Raw genomic sequence first — 14,914 nt, 5'->3', positions numbered from 1 at the left:
CCACCGGGAGGTGACGGCGCTGTTGCGCTTCTACCTGGGCTATGCAGCGCACGCGCATCTGGAGATGCATGTGAGGCCCGCGCTGATGCCGGCGCCGGCCTTGAATTCGGACCAGGTGAGCCTGGGCTACACCACGCAGCTCAGGCGGCGCAGCGAAGCCGACGCCACGGGCACCAGCGATGCCGTTACCCGCGTGCAACTCGGGAACTGGCGCGGGCACAGCTCAGGAATGCCGGCGCAACGCTGAACCCGCACTGTCAATGAAACGCAGCGATACGCTGCACAAAGAGGATCAACACGATGAGGCGACAGCTTCGAAACGGTGCCCTACTGCTGGTTGCCACCCATATGGCTGGTTGCGGCGTGGGCCAGGCAGTCAAGGACAGCACGGTGGAGGCCACGAAATGGGCCTTCACGACGCAGGTCAAGACCATGAGCCTCGATCTCACCAGCCGGCCGTCGTTAAATGCAAACGGCGCCGGACAATCGTTGTCGACGGTGGTGCGGATCTACCAGTTGAAATCGCCGCAGGCCTTTGAACAGCTGGGCTATGCGCAGTTGCAGACGAATGACCTCGAATCCCTCAAGGCCGATCTGCTAGCGGCCAGGGACGTGGTGCTGCGCCCGGACGCGAGCGTAAGCCTGAGCGAGCCGATGCATGCCGACGCGCAGTATGTCGGGGTCATTGCCCTCTTCCGGAGTCCGGACAAGGAGGCGACCTGGAAACTGATGGTGCCGAAGAAGCAGTGGAAAAAGACCGATCCCGTGAAGATCGAAGTGCGAGGCAGCACGCTGGAACTGGCGGGAGCCTCCTTTGACGGTCCTGCCCGTGGACGGTAGACGGCATCATGCTGGCCGGGGTCGGACCTGGGTACCGGTTCATGGAAACGTCGCGGATGCTGACTATGCGCAGCTGGGTGCCGGGTGGCACTCGTTCCAAAGTGATTGCGTGCCAACGCGCAGTCACTTATCCTCCATCTCATGAACCGCGTGCAAACCCCTTCGATTATTCGCACCATCCCCCGGATGGTGGGTTAGCGCGTGGCCTGAGCACACAAAGCAACCCGCCCCATGAGGCGGGTTTTTTGTTTCCGTCTCCCGGGGCTTTCATCGCCAAGGAGATTGAAATGCAGCCACACAACGTTCCCTCGTCCCGACCACCCGCCACCCTTTATATGGTCTGCGGCAAGATCGGCGCAGGAAAATCGACGCTGGCGAAGCAACTCGCGGCCCGTCCGGCGACCGTGCTGATCAGCGAGGACGATTGGCTGTCGCGCCTCTACCCTGGGGAAATCCGGGCGATCTCCGATTATGTCCGCTGCGCCGGCAGGCTGCGAGACGCCATGACCGGCCACATCGAGGCACTGCTGCTGGCGGGCATGTCGGTCGTGCTCGATTTCCCCGCCAACACGCCGGCCAGCCGAAGCTGGGCCAGGGCCATATTCGAGCAGGCGGGCGTACCGCATCAGCTCCACTATCTCGATATGCCGGACACCTTGTGCAAGGCACGCCTGCGCGCCCGCAATGCCAGCGGCACGCATGCGTTTGAGACCAGCGATGCGCAGTTCGATGAAATCACCCGATACTTCGTTGCGCCATCGGAGGGCGAGGGTTTCCACGTGATCCGGCATGAACCTGCCACTGTAGCCGTTGCCGGCTTGACGCCATCCTCCTGATCCGGCGCAGCATCGAGTGCGGGAGTGCCCTTCCGTTATCATGGCCAGCGGATTCAACCATTGCCGGATGGCCTCCTATGCCGTTGATGTTCGAGCTTGCCTCCCCGCTGCCAGTGCGCGCCAGCCAGGCCTGGCACCGCGCGACCACGGCGGAAGGCATCAACGATGAGTTGTTTCCCTGGCTGCGTATGACGGCCCCGGCCGCCATGCGAGGCAGGACGCTCGACGAGCTGCCGCTTGGCGAGCGCCTCGGCCGCAGCTGGCTGCTGGCGCTTTGCGTGCTTCCGGTGGACGCGGACGACATCATGCTGGCGGAGGTCGGGCCCGGGTACCGGTTCAGGGAAACGTCGCGGATGCTGACCATGCGCAGCTGGGTGCACGAGCGGACGATTCGCGATACGGCCGATGGCTTTTGCGAGGTACGCGACCGGCTGGCTTTCGAGTTGCGGGGGCCTGCAGCCTGGCTGCCAGGTTGTGAAGGCGCAATGGCCGCTGTGGTGAGATGCCTGTTCCGGCACCGGCACGCGCGGCTGGCGCGATGGGCCAGACGTACCAAATCTCTCACGCTGCCCGTTCATTCAAAATAATTCAACAACTGGTTGATATTGTTCCCGCCAACTGCGCCGGCCGACGCCTAGACTTGCTTCACCGGCCCAGCAATCAAACGACCACCGCGATGCAGGCCACATTCAAATATTTCAAATTTCTTTGAGGCCCATATCATGAACGCCAACGCTACCCAGATCGCCATCGTCTACCACAGCGGCTACGGCCATACCGCCAAGCAGGCACAGGCCGTCGCACGCGGCGCCGCCAGCGTCGATGGCGTGGAAAGCCTGCTGATCAGCGTCGACGACATCGACCAGCACTGGGACACGCTCGAGAACGTGGACGGCATCATCTTCGGCGCGCCCACCTACATGGGCAGCGCATCGGCGCAGTTCAAGGGCTTTATGGACGCCACCTCGCGCAATGTCTTCGCCAAGGGCGGCAAGTGGGCCAACAAGGTGGCGGCGGGCTTCACCAACGCGGCATCGCGTTCGGGCGACAAGCTGGCCACACTGCAGCAGATCTCGATCTTCGCCGCCCAGCACGGCATGCACTGGGTCAACCTTGGCCTGCCGCCGGGACACAATAACTCGAAGTCGACCGAGGATTCGCTGAATCGCCACGGCTTCTTCCTGGGCGCGGCCGCGCAGTCGAACGCTGACGAAAGCTCGGATGTGGTGCCCCCGCTGGCGGACCTGCGCACGGCCGAGCACCTGGGTGCGCGCGTCGCGGAAGTGGCGCAGCAACTGGCGGCTGGCCGGCAGGCGCTGGCGACGTTGAAGAAGGCGGCCTGAGGCGCTTCCCGCAAGTCCGCTCCGCGCGATTGAATCGTTTCATGCCCATGCTACACTGCCGGCACCAGGAAACGACGAGATCCGCGGAGTCCCATGAAGAAGACCACTGAAGCGCAGCGCAAGCCGACCCTGAAGGACCTGGCCGAGCAAGCGGGCGTTTCGGTGGGTACCGCATCCAATGCGATGGCGGGACGCGGCGGGCCCTCCGCCGAGACCGTCACGCACGTGGTCGAGGTCGCTCGCAGGATCGGCTACGTCACCAACGCCGCCGCCCGCAGCCTGCGCTCGCGGCGCTCCCGGCTGGTGGCCTGCCTGGTGCCCGATATCACCAACCGCTTCTATAGCGTCATCGTGCGCGCGGCCGAACACGTGCTGCGCGAAGCCGGCTACACCTTGCTGCTGGTAGACACGCATAACGACACCGAACGCGAATGCGAGTTGCTGCTCGACGTTACCCGCGTCGGCGTCGACGGCGTGCTGTTTGCGCCCGGCTCCGAAAGCTCGGCCAAGCTGCAGCAGCAGATCGCGCAAATCGATGCGCCGCTGGTCATCCTCGACCGCGATATCGCCCCGGACCGCCCTAGCGTAAAGGTGGACCATTTCAGCGGTGCGCTGAAAGCGGCGAACTACCTGCTCGACCTCGGCCACCGCCGCATCGCCCTGCTCTTCCCCAGCTCGCACCTGCGCCCCGCGCGCGAGCGCTGGCATGCCTTCGAGACGGCCGCCGCAGCGCGCGGCGCTACCGGCGCACTGGACCTTGTGCGCATCGACACAAGTTCGATGGATGTCGCCTTCTCGCAATGCCTGGCACTGTTCCAGCAGGCTGCGCCGCCTACCGCCATCTTCGGACTGGGCACCACGCTGCTGGCCGGCGCGCTAAAAGCGGCACGCCAGTGCGGCAAGGACATTCCCGGCGACCTGTCGGTGATCTGCGTGGGCGATACCGAACTGGCGCAGGTGCACACCCCCGAGCTGACGACCCTGAGCTGGAGCCTGCAGGATATGGGGCGCCATGCGGCGCAGTTGCTGCTTGCCGAAATGGAACCGCAGGCGCAAGGCAGCGGCGAATCCACCCCCACCGGGCACCTGATGCTGACCTGCGACCTGATCCTGCGCGAGTCGTGCGCCGCAATCGATGCGCGCACGCGCAGGAAGCCGCTACGGCCAAGGGCAAAGAGCGCGGCCAGCTAAGGCTTGCTTCCCACAGGGCATCTTCGCGTCTTGTCTTTATTCCGCGTCGCCGCAGCCAGTCGTTTACCCTTGATTTGAAACGTTTCAATCCTGTGCTATATTTTTCGCATGCCCATCGGCGCGGGGCCATGAAAAGGGATCACCACGGAGACAGGCACAGCATGCCGGACAGCAATCGCAAGGGAATGAACCGGCTTGCCGGCAAGGCAGCCATCGTTGTCGGCGCGGGTTCGATCGGCGCCGACACCAGCAACGGCGCCGCCGCCGCCATCGTCTATGCACGCGAAGGCGCAGCGGTGCTGTGCGTGGACCGCGACCTGGCGCTGGCCCGGCGCACCGCGAGCCAGATCGAAGCCGAGGGTGGACGCGCCAGCGCCTTCGAGGCCGACGTGCGAGACGGTGCGCGGCTGGCAGCCATGGTGGACGCCTGCCGAGGGCACTACGGCCGCATCGACGTGCTGCACAACAACGTGGGCATCGAGGAGATCGCCGAACTCGAAGACATCACCGAGGAATCCTGGGACCGCGTGTTCGACATCAACCTGAAGGGCGCCATGCTCGCCTGCCAGAAGGTGATGCCGCACATGATCGCGCAGGGTGGCGGCTCGATCATCAACATCTCTTCGATCGCCAGCCGCAGATGGGGGCCCATGCCCTTTCTCTCCTACAACGCATCGAAGGCCGCGCTCAACCATATGACGCGCATCCTTGCGCGCCGCTATGCGGCGGAGCAGGTGCGCTGCAACGTGATCCTGCCCGGCCTGATCGATACGCCGCACGCGGCCCATCTCACGGATGGCGACGCGGCGGCGGTGCAAGCCGCGCGCGAGTTCCGAAACAGCCGCTGCCCGATGGGCCGGCAGGGTACGCCATGGGATATTGCATACGCGGCGCTGTTTCTTGCATCCGATGAATCGCGCTATGTGACCGGTCTGGAGATGGTCGTGGATGGCGGGCTGGGTCTGTGACCGGCAGGCCCGAAGCGCCGGACAGGCCCTGTAGCACATCACAAAGAAGCAGGAGACACCCCAATGCCCCACTACCTCGCCACCGCCTCGCTCCTCGTCGCGCTCGCAGCGCCCGTGTCCGCCACGCAAGCCGCGGAATCCCCCGCCGACTATCCTTCCCACCCCATTCGCATGTTGCTGCCGATCTCCGCCGGCTCCGGTGGCGACATTCTCGGCCGGGTGCTCGCGGAACGCATGTCGGCGATCCTGAAGCAGCCCATCGTGGTCGAGAACAAAGGCGGTGCCTCCGGCATCATCGGCACGCAAGCCGTGGCGCGCGCCGCACCTGACGGCTATACCTTCACCCTCGGCGGCGCCACCACGCATATGTTGAACGCCGCCGTCTACACCAAGCTGCCCTACGATCCGGTCAAGGATTTCACCGCCATCGGGCAAGTCGGCACGGCCGCAATCCTGCTGGTGGCCAGCAACGATTTTCCGGCGAACGACCTGAAGGAGCTGGTGGCGTACACCAAGAGCCATCCCAACCAGGTGCAGTACGCCAGCTGGGGCACCGGCTCCACCGGACAGTTCTGCGGCGAAGTGCTCAAGCAGCTCGCCGGCGCCTCGATGACGCATATCCCCTACAAGACCGTGCCGCAGGTACTCAACGACATTGTTGCCGGGCATATCAAGCTGAGTTACGTCGACATGACCTCAGGCACGCCCTTCGTCAAGTCCGGCAAGGTCAAGGCGCTTGGCACCTGTACCTCGCGCTCGCCCAGCCTGCCCGGCGTGAAGAGCTATGTCGACGAGGGCATCGATTTCGACCGTGTGTTCCGCTGGGGACTCTATGTACCGGCCGGCACGCCGAAGCCGATCGTGCGGAAGCTGTCGGACGCATTGAACCAGGTGCTTGCCATGCCGGAAATCAGGGTGCGCCTGCTGGAAATGGGCATCGCCGCCACGCCGATGAGCGGCGAGGAACTCGGCAGGCTGAATGCCCGCGACATCCCGGCATGGAAGGAAGTTGCAAGGACCGCCGGCGTCACGCAGGAATGAGCGGCTGCCCCGCGCCATCGAACCAAACCGGGTCAACACATCAACACATCAACGCATCAACGCATTCACGACGCATCATCACGGAGCCCAAAACATGGATAGTTTGTCTCTAGCCCGCATCCAGACCGTTCGCGATCACATGGCCCTGGAGTGCACCCGGGAATGGGACGCCGTCATCGCCACATTCGCCCACCCGCGCTACGAGATGCACGGCGGCGGCGCGGTCTTCGATGGCGAGGAAGCGGTGCGCGGCTACTTTGCGTCGTCGCGCACACCCTTTCCCGACCAGGCCAACGAGATCATCGCCATTGCGGCCGCGGACGACACGGTGCTGGTGGAGTTCTGGCTCACCGGCACCCATCTCGGCCCCCTGAAGGCAAACGGCACCGTGTACCCGCCGACGGGCCGCGCGTTCCGGGTGCGCATGGCGGCATCGTTCGAGTTCGCGCCAGGCAGCGACAAGATCGTTTGCGAGAGGCCGTATTTCGACCAGGGGGCGAAGTTGCGCTCGCTGGGGCTGGCGGCTGGGTAAAGGGCACTCCCCAGCCGCGGGATCACGGTGGAGGTATCGTCACCTCGCCACTTCGCCATGGCGCCGGCACCTGGCCGGCCCAGCCTTGTTCTATGTTGCCGCGTGGTCTAGCGTTACAGCAGCCGAGCCGCATCGCCGCGAGGCAGTGAATGGGGAGCACGGATGCAACCGCCCGCTACGACACATCAGCACCGCTCGGCACCGCCGCGCCTGACGCCCGACCTGGTGGGGCGCATTGCGCGCAAGGTCGAGGACGCCGGGCCCGCCCCTGGCGTCGTCGTCCACAACGAGGCCGACTACGACGCATCCCTGGATGCGCTATTGGCCGCCGGTGCGTGGCACGGCCAGGACATCTGGCTGTTCGCCTATGGCTCGCTGCTGTGGAACCCGGGCTTTGAGGTTGACGAACAGATGCCAGCCGCCCTGCACGGCTGGCATCGTGCCTTCTGCATCCGGCTCACACGGTTCCGCGGTACGCCCGAACAGCCCGGGCTGATGATGTCGCTGGTACCGGGTGGCAGTTGCCGTGGCGCGCTGTATCGAATCGCCGGGGACCGGGCCATGAAGGTCCTCCGCATCCTTTGGCGGCGGGAGATGACCGTCAAGCCGCCCACCAGCCCACCCCGATGGGTGACCGCCAGGGCGGGACAGACCCCCGTGCGCGCCATCGTCTTTGCCGCCGATCGCAAGGGCCGCAATTTTGTCGGCGGCGTGACCAACGAGGAAATCGCAAGCGTACTGAGCAAGGCAGTCGGCCATTGGGGATCCGGTGCCGAGTACCTGATGCAGACCGTTGATCACCTGGAGCGCCTTGGCATCCGGGATGCCAGTCTCTGGAACCTGCAGCGGCTTGTCGCCAGAAACCTGGCCGATCTTCGAGCCACCTGCACGCAGTCAGGCGCGGGACACCGCGAGTAGCCACGCCGTCAGCCAGCCTGTCAGGCCGGTTCATGGCCAGATACCAAGGTCATCGTTTCCGAATTTTGATAATTGCCGAAACGATGGCTGAAAGTGGCATGAACGGCCCTTCGTGCGTCCGCGATGTCACCTCGGATATCGCGCAGAGATCTGCCGCTGCCCCGCCGCCGGCTGCAAAGACCTACATCGGCTCAAGCACCGAGAGGATGTTGCCCGCCGGATCCTTGAACCACGCAATGACAGGGCCGCCGCTGTCCCGGCAGATCCCGCGTTCGTCGGTCTTCAGCCCAGGCAGGTCGTAGATCTCGAACCGCACGCCGCGCTTGCCCAGCTGTTCCACGGCGCGGTCCACGCTTTCCACGGGAAAATTCAGCACGGTAAACGTGGCTGGCGCATGGTTTGCCTTGGGATAGAGCAACACGTTGTTGCCGCCAGCAAGGTACAGCGTCAGCACGCCCCCGGTCTTTGTCACTTCCAGGCCCAGCGTTCCGCCATAGAAGTCCGTCGCTTTTGCGATGTCGTCGACCGAGAATCCGCTGAATGCATGACTGTCGCGCAACATGGATCGCTCCTTGATATGGCGCAGGTCCCGCCCATTCCGTCCTGCGAGCCTATGGCCCAGTATTGTTCATCGTGGCGGGGGACTCAAGCCGGCAACGCTGCGGCATGCACAGCGGGATGAATCCGTCCCGGGACATGGTGCATGTCCCGCACAAAGTGCACGCTTTCGCGCAACAAGCGCCTGCTCTATGCTTGGTGGTGAAGGGTTTGGCGGCATGGGCATGCTGCCGCGCGGCCGCGGGTGAATGACCGATTCCCTCGATGCATAGCCGGAGAGATCAATGCGCGCCCTGATCTTTTGTTCCGTGCAATTCCTGCTCGCGGTCACGTGGACGCTATACCTCGCGTTTCTTCCGCAACTGGCGGCGCAGGCGGGCATTCCCCGGGAACATGCCGCCTGGATCCTGTTGATGGACCAGGTGATCTTTGTCGCCATGGATTGCGCGCTGGGCATTGCCGCGGATCGTGTCGCGAATGCGATGCGGCATCTTGGCGGGTGGATACTGGCCATGACCGTGGCTTCGTGCGCCGCGTTTGTCCTGCTGCCGCACGCGACTTCACCAGTGCTCCTGATTGGCCTGACCGCGGTGTGGGCCGCGACATCTTCGGCGCTGCGCGCGCCGCCCATGGTGATCATCAGCAGGAGCATGAAGACTTCGGCCACGCCGTTCTTTGTGGCGTGCTCCTTTCTCGGCCTTGGCATCGCCGCCGCGCTGGCGCCCACGCTTACCGTCTGGCTGCGCGGTATATCGCCGACCTTGCCCTTTGTCGTTGCAAGCGCGGGCCTCGTCGTGGCTGTCGCAGCGTTACGCTGGGCCGAGACATTGCCTGCGCCCCTTGTTGACGATGCAGGAATGACAGCACGCGGCGCTGGGCGTGCGCGGATGATCTGGCTGTTCTTTGCTGCCGTCTGGTCCCTGGCGCTGGGATTTCAGATCCACACAACTGTCAACTCGGCGCCGGCATACCTGAAATTCATGCCGGCGTCCGATCTGGTTCGCGTCATGCCGGCATTCTGGATCGGCTTTGCGCTGTGCGTGCTGTTGCCGGGATCCGCAGTCTTCAGGCGCCTCCCGGCCTATGTTCTGCTGCTGGCGGCCACCGCGCTTGGCACGCTGGCCCTGTTCGGATTCGCGTCGGCGGCTTCCCTTGCCGGGGTCCTGGCCATGCAATGCGTGACAGGCGGGCTGTGGGGAGTGATCTTCGGCACCGCTGCGAACGCCGCCATTGATGCAGGCCATGTCGGGCGTGAAGGCTGCTTCACCGGGCTGGTGTTCGCGCTGTCCGCGCTCGCCGCGTTCACACGGATTGCCATCGTCACGTCAGGGGCCAGCAAGCATCCGGAGATAGCGGCCCTGTTGCCCTGGTTGCCGCCGCTTGCCTGGAGCGTAGCTGCGATACTGCTGGCGCTGTTTGTCGCGCACAACCTTGCCTACCTCGCGAGGCGGATGCACGCGACGCGCTGCGCGGCCGATTCCGGATAGGCCGGGATCCAGCCCTCGCCAGGCCCGCATGCGCGGATCTGGCGAGATGCTGGCGTGGCGGGTGCTGCCAGCCACTCACGTATTGGCGCCGTCGGTGTAGACGTCGAAGCTGCGCGAAGGCTCGGCCGATACGCCCCTGCGGTCCATGCCGGAGACCATGCGTCCACCGTCGGTGTAAGGGTCGACCATGCGTCCGCCGTCGGTGTACGGATCGACCATGCGGGCGCCGTCACTGAAGGTGTCGAACTTGCCGCTACGGCCACCGTCGGTGAACGCGTCGGTCTTGCCAGCGCGGAAGTTGTAGCCGTATTTGTCACCGGAGACGGTACTGTCCCGCGGGCCGGAGGCGTAGGCGGTACCTCCCAGGAGAGCGGCGGCAATTGCGGCGGCGGTGATGGCGGTACAGGCGAATTTGCGATTCATGATGTGCTCCTTCGAAGTGGGGGACGAACGCCGCGAAAGGCGCTCTACCTTCCCACAGAGCACACGCCATGCCATGGGCGCGGGGCCACGCGGTGTGCACGGAAGAGCCCAAAACGGGGAGCAAATGATGGGGCGCGGCCAACAACCGGCTGAACGCGTCGGTCGTGGCCCAACACCCTGCGCGGATGGCCTTTTGGTGGCTGATGGCAAAAATGCTGTCAAGCTCCCCGCGCGCGCCTGCGCGCCGGCTGCGCTATCGATTCTGGCTTGCCGTCTCGCCCGCTTCGGAGCGCCGGAGGGCGCGGTCGCATTTTTTCAGCAGCATCCGGGGCGATTGCTCCTCGTCGAGCTTCTTCCCGGCGGCAGCCAGCATCTCTGGCAGAGCAGGGTCGCGCGCCGCCTCGGCCATGGCTTGCCGGTCCCCGGCGTCCAGCTTGCCAAGCTCCGTCTGCAGGGCTGCCGTGTAGCGAGCCGCATTCGCGGGATCCAGCTTCGCGCACGCCATCGGGAAGGCAACGATGGAGGCGTACATCGCCACCTTGAATTCCGGCGTCAAGGGGCCGCAGGACGCGTCGGGTGGGCACTGTGCCGTGGCGAAGCTGCTTGCCGAATGCAGTATCAAAAACATGACGCCGGCTGGCTTTCTGTACATGCCGGTAGCTAGTCCTTATGCCGGCCCGCTCACCGCGTCCCTGAGCGGCAACCAGATTTCCACCGTGCCGGTTCCCGCGACAGGATCGAAGTCCGCGCTATAGCGCTCGAAATCGGGAGCATGCCCCGACTGGAAGCCTGATGCCGGCAGCCACGTTTGCCAGATGGTGCGGCAGGTCACGTGCAGCGTCGAGATATCGCCAGCATGCTCGAACACGGCATAGCGCTGCGGGTCTACCTTGATGGAGCGAAAGGACGGTGGCAGCCCGTCCGGGCTCCGCACCTCGACACCGGCGACATACTCGAAGCTGCCGTCCTTCCCGGGATTGCAGCACAAGCCGTAGGTGATCCAGCCCACCTGGCCCGGGACCTGTCCGATATAGGGAATGAACGTCTGCCAGAGTGCCGGGATGCCCGCGTGCGTGTCCGGCGTGAAACGGTCGCTGAGTCCGGCTACCCATAGCGTCGGGCCGGTTTCGAAACGTGGCGAAGGGAGATCGGCGGCTTTCGGTTCTTGCATGCGTACAGGCTCCGTCAAGGGAATACAAAAGGAACGTCTCAAGGAACGGCTATGGGCGACGCACGACAAGCGCTGCGCCGGGTATCACAGGAAACAGCCCGACAGCGCCTGCGGCGTATCCGGGCTGACCGAGGTTCGGGAGCGAGCAAGTTTGACCATGGCGGCATGGTACCCCGGCGAAGCACTCAGGAGGAACATGCGCACGCCGATAGCGCCCATGCCGGTCTCCGGGCTGCTCAGCCTGCAAGCGTTCGCGGCACCGGCCGCACGGAAGACCCCGTTCGGACGAGGTTGCCTACTACCCCTTGCGAACCGCGAGCGTAGCCGGCGCAGGAAGCGGCGGACGCGTAGCCGCCCGGCCCTCATCAACCCCGGCACGGGGTTTATCCGGATCAGCAACTGCCAAGCCGCGACAGTCTTCCCGCGGCGCGCTGCAGATAATCGCTCCAGGCAACGGATGGCGGCACCAGCCGCACCGATCCGCAGATTGCCCCACATGGAGCTACAACATGACCGTTTCCTCCGAACTCAAGGCACACCGCGAACGCCTTGTGCTTGACCACTTTGCCGACGAAACGCGGCAGGATTTCGACGCGGTGCTCGCTACCTTTCCGCATCCGCACTATGAGCTGATCCCGAGCGGCGAAGTGCACGACGGCACCGATACCGTGCGCCAGTACTACATCGACAGCCGCAAGGCCTTCCCCGACCAACGGCACGAGATCATCCAGCTTCGTCACACGGACGATTCCGTCATCGTCGAGTTCTGGCTGCTTGGCACGCACCGCGGCCCGCTGCGCGGCCTGCCGCCGACGGGCAATGCCTTTCGCTGCCGCATGATCGCGCTGTTCATCTTCGAAGACGAGCGGCTGGTCTGCGAGCGCGTGTATTTCGACACGCTGACGATGATGCGCCAGTTGCTGGCCGGAACGCCGCCCGAGATATTGCCCCGGCTGATCGGCGGCCTGCTGGGGCAGCCGCAGGCGCACCAGGCCGAACCTGCCTTTTGAGCATTGCCACGCTGGGGGGAAAGAGAACAAACAAAAACGATAAAGCAAAGACCACAGGAGACACCGCATGAAACGCGAACCCGATCCGTCCGGCCCGTTGCCGCTCTCCGATTTCGACGGCGCCCGCGGCGCGCCCGCCCCGCAGGACCGCTTGCGCGCGCTGCGCCGCGCGGGGCAGCAGTTCCGCGAACAGTTCCTGGAGGAGCCGCCGGTACGGTTCGCGCGCAGCTTCAACCTTTTGCGAGTCCCCTACCCTGCCTGGTATGCGTTCAACGGCGTGTACTCGCAGCAGATGCTCAAGCCGCACCTGATCCACCTGCTATCGCGCATGACCTTGATCCAGTACGAGAACTTCGCGGGACAGTTGCGCACGCTGTTGTTCACTCCCGCGGACTTCGAGGCGGGCGCCGAGACGCCTTACTTCAAGCGCATGGGCACGCAGACGCCGCAATTCCTGCACAGCACCATCGCGCCCGTCTACGCCACCGTGCCGCAGGCGCTCGAGCGCTGCGGCGTGGCGCCGGAGCAGATCGACTACATCACCTACGATCACCTGCACACGCAGGACGTACGCCGCTGGCTCGGCAGCAACGGCCACGCCGGGCTGTTGCCGAACGCCAGGTTGCTGGTGCACCAGCAAGAACTGGCCAGCGTGCACGGCCTGCTGCCGGTACAGGCCGACTGGTACTGTCCCAATGGCCTGGCGGGCGTGCAGCCGGAACGCATCGTCGCCTTCAGCGGCAGCGTGCGCCTGGGGCGCGGCCTGGCACTCGTGCATACGCCAGGACATACGGAAGGCAACCACTCGCTGGTGTACCGCGCGCCAGACGGCATCCGCGTCAGCAGCGAAAACGGCGTCTCGGCGGATAGCTGGGCGCCTGCGAACTCGCGCCACAACGGCATCCGGCGCTTTGCCCGCGCCACCGGCGCGGAAGTGATCCTGAACGGCAATACCCAGGAGGGCAGCAACGACCAGTACCTGTCGATGGTGCTGGAGAAGACCATCGCGGGCACTTCGGAAGCCCATCCGTTCAGCAATGTCGTGCCTTCGTCCGAGTGCACGCCGTACTGGCTGTTCCCCGGCGCGCCATCCAGCCACCTGTGGGGCGAGACCGCATTCGGCGAACTGGCAGTCGCAAAGACTGCCGCGCTCCAGGAAGACAGGAGCGCCGCGCAATGAATACCGTCACCCTGACAAAGCGGGTCAGCATGGTGGCCGGCGATCCGGCCACCGACAGCGAACTGTTCCGCAAGATCACCTGGCGGCTGCTTCCCCTGCTGTGCATCTGCTACGTTTTCAACTACCTGGACCGGACCAACGTCGGCTACGCGCAGTTGCAGATGCGCGAGGATCTAGGCTTCAGCGATGCTGTGTTCGGCCTGGGAGCCAGCATCTTCTTCCTCGGCTATGCGCTGTTCGAGGTCCCGAGCAACCTGATGCTGGCGAAGATCGGTGTGCGGGCCACGCTGCTGCGCATCATGGGCCTGTGGGGGCTGGCGTCGGCGGCCATGATCTTTGTCAGCACGCCCACGCAGTTCTATGCGCTGCGGTTCCTGATCGGGGTGCTGGAAGCCGGCTTCGCGCCGGGCGTGCTGTTCTACTTCACGCTGTGGTACCCGTCGCGGCGGCGGGCGCAGGCCACGGCGCTGTTTTTCATGGCTTACGGCGCCGCGCCGATCGTCGCGGGCCCGCTGGCCGGACTGGTGATGACCTTTCTCAACGGCACGTGGTCCTTGCGGGGATGGCAGTGGCTCTTCCTGCTGGAGGGCATCCCGAGCGTGTTGCTGGGCATCCTGGCCTTCTTCGTGCTGGCGGACGGGCCCGCCCGGGCAAGGTGGCTGACCGCCCCGGAACAGCAGCGGGTAGCCCGCCTGCTCGAAGAGGACCAGGCCACGAATGGCAACCGCACCAGCCACGGCTTCGGCGCCGCGCTGCGCGACGGGCGCGTGTGGCTGCTCGGCCTGATCTCCTTCCTGGTCATCCTGGGCATCTATGCCTTGTCGTTCTGGCAGCCGACGTTGCTGAAGATGATGGGGCTGAGTGTGCTGCAGGTGGGCTTCTACGCAGTGGTGCCGGCGGTCGCCGGCATCGCGGCCTCCGTCGCCGTGGGACGCCATTCGGACCGCACCGGGGAGCGCCGCTGGCATTTTGCCGTGGCGGCGCTGGTTGGCGCGCTCGGCTTGTCGCTCACCACCATGTTCATGCACAGCCCGCTTGCCGCGGTGTTTTGCCTGGCGCTGTCGTCGGCGGGCGTTGCCAGCGCCTTCACCATCCTGTGGACCGTTCCCGGCAGCATCCTGGCGAACCGCGGCGCGGCCGGCGGCATCGCCATGATCAGCACGATCGGCGGCAGCGCCGGCCTGGTCGCACCGGTCATGGTCGGCGCGATCAAGGCGGCGACAGGCGGCTTTGCCTATAGCCTGTACATCCTGAGCGCCGCGCTGGTGCTGGCCGCGCTGATCTTCGTGCTGGCGTTTCCGATGCGCGCATTCCGCCCCGCCGGATCACGGGGGGCATCGTCCTGACACGTACCCATGTCCACGCCGCTTCTGCGCAGACCGCTGTCCCCGCTCCGGCTTTGCCTGGGTCCGGCCA

18 protein-coding genes and 1 pseudogene are annotated in these 14,914 nt (G+C 65.1%); 14 read left to right on the top strand and 5 right to left on the bottom strand.

The annotated features are described in order from the left end of the window. The 10 genes and pseudogenes from AC1DS6_RS29080 to AC1DS6_RS29035 form a co-directional block, all read left to right on the top strand. Positions 1-247: pseudogene (locus AC1DS6_RS29080) on the top strand (type VI secretion system baseplate subunit TssG); the annotation flags it as partial. A 53-nt stretch (positions 248-300) separates the two neighbouring features. After that, positions 301-840, top strand: a complete 540-nt coding sequence (tssJ, locus tag AC1DS6_RS29075; RefSeq protein WP_477103679.1) for a type VI secretion system lipoprotein TssJ — start codon at positions 301-303, stop codon at positions 838-840. A gap of 287 nt (positions 841-1,127) precedes the next feature. Continuing rightward, positions 1,128-1,676: a P-loop nucleotide/nucleoside kinase family protein gene (locus AC1DS6_RS29070; RefSeq protein WP_441626068.1), complete on the top strand. Its 549-nt coding sequence runs from the start codon at positions 1,128-1,130 to the stop codon at positions 1,674-1,676. Positions 1,677-1,753: 77 nt separating this feature from the next. Next, the gene (locus AC1DS6_RS29065) at positions 1,754-2,263 is read left to right on the top strand and encodes a hypothetical protein (protein WP_477103678.1); all 510 of its coding nucleotides are present in this window, start codon (positions 1,754-1,756) and stop codon (positions 2,261-2,263) included. Between the two features lie 135 nt (positions 2,264-2,398). Continuing rightward, a complete protein-coding gene (locus AC1DS6_RS29060) occupies positions 2,399-3,019 on the top strand; it encodes a flavodoxin family protein (RefSeq protein WP_441626064.1) in 621 nt (206 codons plus the stop codon). A gap of 93 nt (positions 3,020-3,112) precedes the next feature. Further along, entirely contained in the window at positions 3,113-4,210 is a 1,098-nt protein-coding gene (locus tag AC1DS6_RS29055) for a substrate-binding domain-containing protein (RefSeq protein WP_477103677.1), read from the top strand. Positions 4,211-4,371: 161 nt separating this feature from the next. Beyond that, on the top strand, positions 4,372-5,178 hold the full coding sequence (locus AC1DS6_RS29050) for an SDR family NAD(P)-dependent oxidoreductase (protein WP_441626060.1): 807 nt from the start codon (positions 4,372-4,374) through the stop codon (positions 5,176-5,178). Positions 5,179-5,241: 63 nt separating this feature from the next. Next, positions 5,242-6,219, top strand: coding sequence for a Bug family tripartite tricarboxylate transporter substrate binding protein (locus AC1DS6_RS29045; RefSeq protein WP_477103676.1), 978 nt, complete (start codon positions 5,242-5,244; stop codon positions 6,217-6,219). Positions 6,220-6,313: 94 nt separating this feature from the next. Continuing rightward, positions 6,314-6,751: an ester cyclase gene (locus AC1DS6_RS29040; RefSeq protein ID WP_441626056.1), complete on the top strand. Its 438-nt coding sequence runs from the start codon at positions 6,314-6,316 to the stop codon at positions 6,749-6,751. A gap of 162 nt (positions 6,752-6,913) precedes the next feature. After that, positions 6,914-7,669 carry a gamma-glutamylcyclotransferase gene (locus AC1DS6_RS29035; protein WP_477103675.1) on the top strand — a complete coding sequence of 252 codons (756 nt, stop codon included), beginning with the start codon at positions 6,914-6,916 and terminating at the stop codon, positions 7,667-7,669. Positions 7,670-7,850: 181 nt separating this feature from the next. Here AC1DS6_RS29035 and AC1DS6_RS29030 read toward each other — a convergent pair whose 3' ends face one another. Next, positions 7,851-8,231, bottom strand: coding sequence for a VOC family protein (locus tag AC1DS6_RS29030; protein ID WP_441626052.1), 381 nt, complete (start codon positions 8,229-8,231; stop codon positions 7,851-7,853). 280 nt (positions 8,232-8,511) lie between these two features. On the opposite strand from AC1DS6_RS29030, the gene AC1DS6_RS29025 reads away from it, so the two are divergent. Beyond that, a complete protein-coding gene (locus AC1DS6_RS29025; RefSeq protein ID WP_441626050.1) occupies positions 8,512-9,714 on the top strand; it encodes an MFS transporter in 1,203 nt (400 codons plus the stop codon). Positions 9,715-9,789: 75 nt separating this feature from the next. On the opposite strand, the gene AC1DS6_RS29020 is transcribed toward AC1DS6_RS29025, so the two are convergent. From AC1DS6_RS29020 to AC1DS6_RS29005, 4 genes are all read right to left on the bottom strand, one after another. Beyond that, positions 9,790-10,137 (bottom strand): hypothetical protein, encoded by a 348-nt coding sequence (locus AC1DS6_RS29020; protein ID WP_477103674.1) that lies wholly within the window; start codon positions 10,135-10,137, stop codon positions 9,790-9,792. A 253-nt stretch (positions 10,138-10,390) separates the two neighbouring features. Continuing rightward, the gene (locus AC1DS6_RS29015; RefSeq protein ID WP_441626046.1) at positions 10,391-10,693 is read right to left on the bottom strand and encodes a hypothetical protein; all 303 of its coding nucleotides are present in this window, start codon (positions 10,691-10,693) and stop codon (positions 10,391-10,393) included. 111 nt (positions 10,694-10,804) lie between these two features. Continuing rightward, positions 10,805-11,308, bottom strand: coding sequence for a GyrI-like domain-containing protein (locus AC1DS6_RS29010; RefSeq protein ID WP_441626044.1), 504 nt, complete (start codon positions 11,306-11,308; stop codon positions 10,805-10,807). An 84-nt stretch (positions 11,309-11,392) separates the two neighbouring features. Next, entirely contained in the window at positions 11,393-11,527 is a 135-nt protein-coding gene (locus tag AC1DS6_RS29005) for a hypothetical protein (protein ID WP_477103673.1), read from the bottom strand. Between the two features lie 290 nt (positions 11,528-11,817). Between AC1DS6_RS29005 and AC1DS6_RS29000 the strand changes: the two genes are divergently transcribed. The 3 genes from AC1DS6_RS29000 (at position 11,818) to AC1DS6_RS28990 (ending at position 14,844) form a co-directional block, all read left to right on the top strand. Next, positions 11,818-12,318: an ester cyclase gene (locus AC1DS6_RS29000; RefSeq protein WP_441626042.1), complete on the top strand. Its 501-nt coding sequence runs from the start codon at positions 11,818-11,820 to the stop codon at positions 12,316-12,318. Between the two features lie 67 nt (positions 12,319-12,385). Then, a complete protein-coding gene (locus AC1DS6_RS28995; protein WP_477103672.1) occupies positions 12,386-13,498 on the top strand; it encodes an MBL fold metallo-hydrolase in 1,113 nt (370 codons plus the stop codon). Continuing rightward, positions 13,495-14,844, top strand: coding sequence for an MFS transporter (locus tag AC1DS6_RS28990; protein ID WP_477103671.1), 1,350 nt, complete (start codon positions 13,495-13,497; stop codon positions 14,842-14,844). The genes AC1DS6_RS28995 and AC1DS6_RS28990 overlap by 4 nt, the downstream gene beginning before the upstream one ends. Positions 14,845-14,914 lie beyond the last annotated feature (70 nt).

Source organism: Cupriavidus sp. 05L310, from assembly GCF_056398185.1.
This window is presented reverse-complemented; position numbering and strand designations above follow the sequence as displayed.

Coding starts and splice junctions, on each gene's coding strand:
- tssJ (WP_477103679.1), top strand. CDS start 301: ATGAGGCGACAGCTTCGAAACGGTGCCCTACTGCTGGTTGCCACCCAT.
- AC1DS6_RS29070 (WP_441626068.1), top strand. CDS start 1,128: ATGCAGCCACACAACGTTCCCTCGTCCCGACCACCCGCCACCCTTTAT.
- AC1DS6_RS29065 (WP_477103678.1), top strand. CDS start 1,754: ATGCCGTTGATGTTCGAGCTTGCCTCCCCGCTGCCAGTGCGCGCCAGC.
- AC1DS6_RS29060 (WP_441626064.1), top strand. CDS start 2,399: ATGAACGCCAACGCTACCCAGATCGCCATCGTCTACCACAGCGGCTAC.
- AC1DS6_RS29055 (WP_477103677.1), top strand. CDS start 3,113: ATGAAGAAGACCACTGAAGCGCAGCGCAAGCCGACCCTGAAGGACCTG.
- AC1DS6_RS29050 (WP_441626060.1), top strand. CDS start 4,372: ATGCCGGACAGCAATCGCAAGGGAATGAACCGGCTTGCCGGCAAGGCA.
- AC1DS6_RS29045 (WP_477103676.1), top strand. CDS start 5,242: ATGCCCCACTACCTCGCCACCGCCTCGCTCCTCGTCGCGCTCGCAGCG.
- AC1DS6_RS29040 (WP_441626056.1), top strand. CDS start 6,314: ATGGATAGTTTGTCTCTAGCCCGCATCCAGACCGTTCGCGATCACATG.
- AC1DS6_RS29035 (WP_477103675.1), top strand. CDS start 6,914: ATGCAACCGCCCGCTACGACACATCAGCACCGCTCGGCACCGCCGCGC.
- AC1DS6_RS29030 (WP_441626052.1), bottom strand. CDS start 8,231: ATGTTGCGCGACAGTCATGCATTCAGCGGATTCTCGGTCGACGACATC.
- AC1DS6_RS29025 (WP_441626050.1), top strand. CDS start 8,512: ATGCGCGCCCTGATCTTTTGTTCCGTGCAATTCCTGCTCGCGGTCACG.
- AC1DS6_RS29020 (WP_477103674.1), bottom strand. CDS start 10,137: ATGAATCGCAAATTCGCCTGTACCGCCATCACCGCCGCCGCAATTGCC.
- AC1DS6_RS29010 (WP_441626044.1), bottom strand. CDS start 11,308: ATGCAAGAACCGAAAGCCGCCGATCTCCCTTCGCCACGTTTCGAAACC.
- AC1DS6_RS29005 (WP_477103673.1), bottom strand. CDS start 11,527: ATGGGCGCTATCGGCGTGCGCATGTTCCTCCTGAGTGCTTCGCCGGGG.
- AC1DS6_RS29000 (WP_441626042.1), top strand. CDS start 11,818: ATGACCGTTTCCTCCGAACTCAAGGCACACCGCGAACGCCTTGTGCTT.
- AC1DS6_RS28995 (WP_477103672.1), top strand. CDS start 12,386: ATGAAACGCGAACCCGATCCGTCCGGCCCGTTGCCGCTCTCCGATTTC.
- AC1DS6_RS28990 (WP_477103671.1), top strand. CDS start 13,495: ATGAATACCGTCACCCTGACAAAGCGGGTCAGCATGGTGGCCGGCGAT.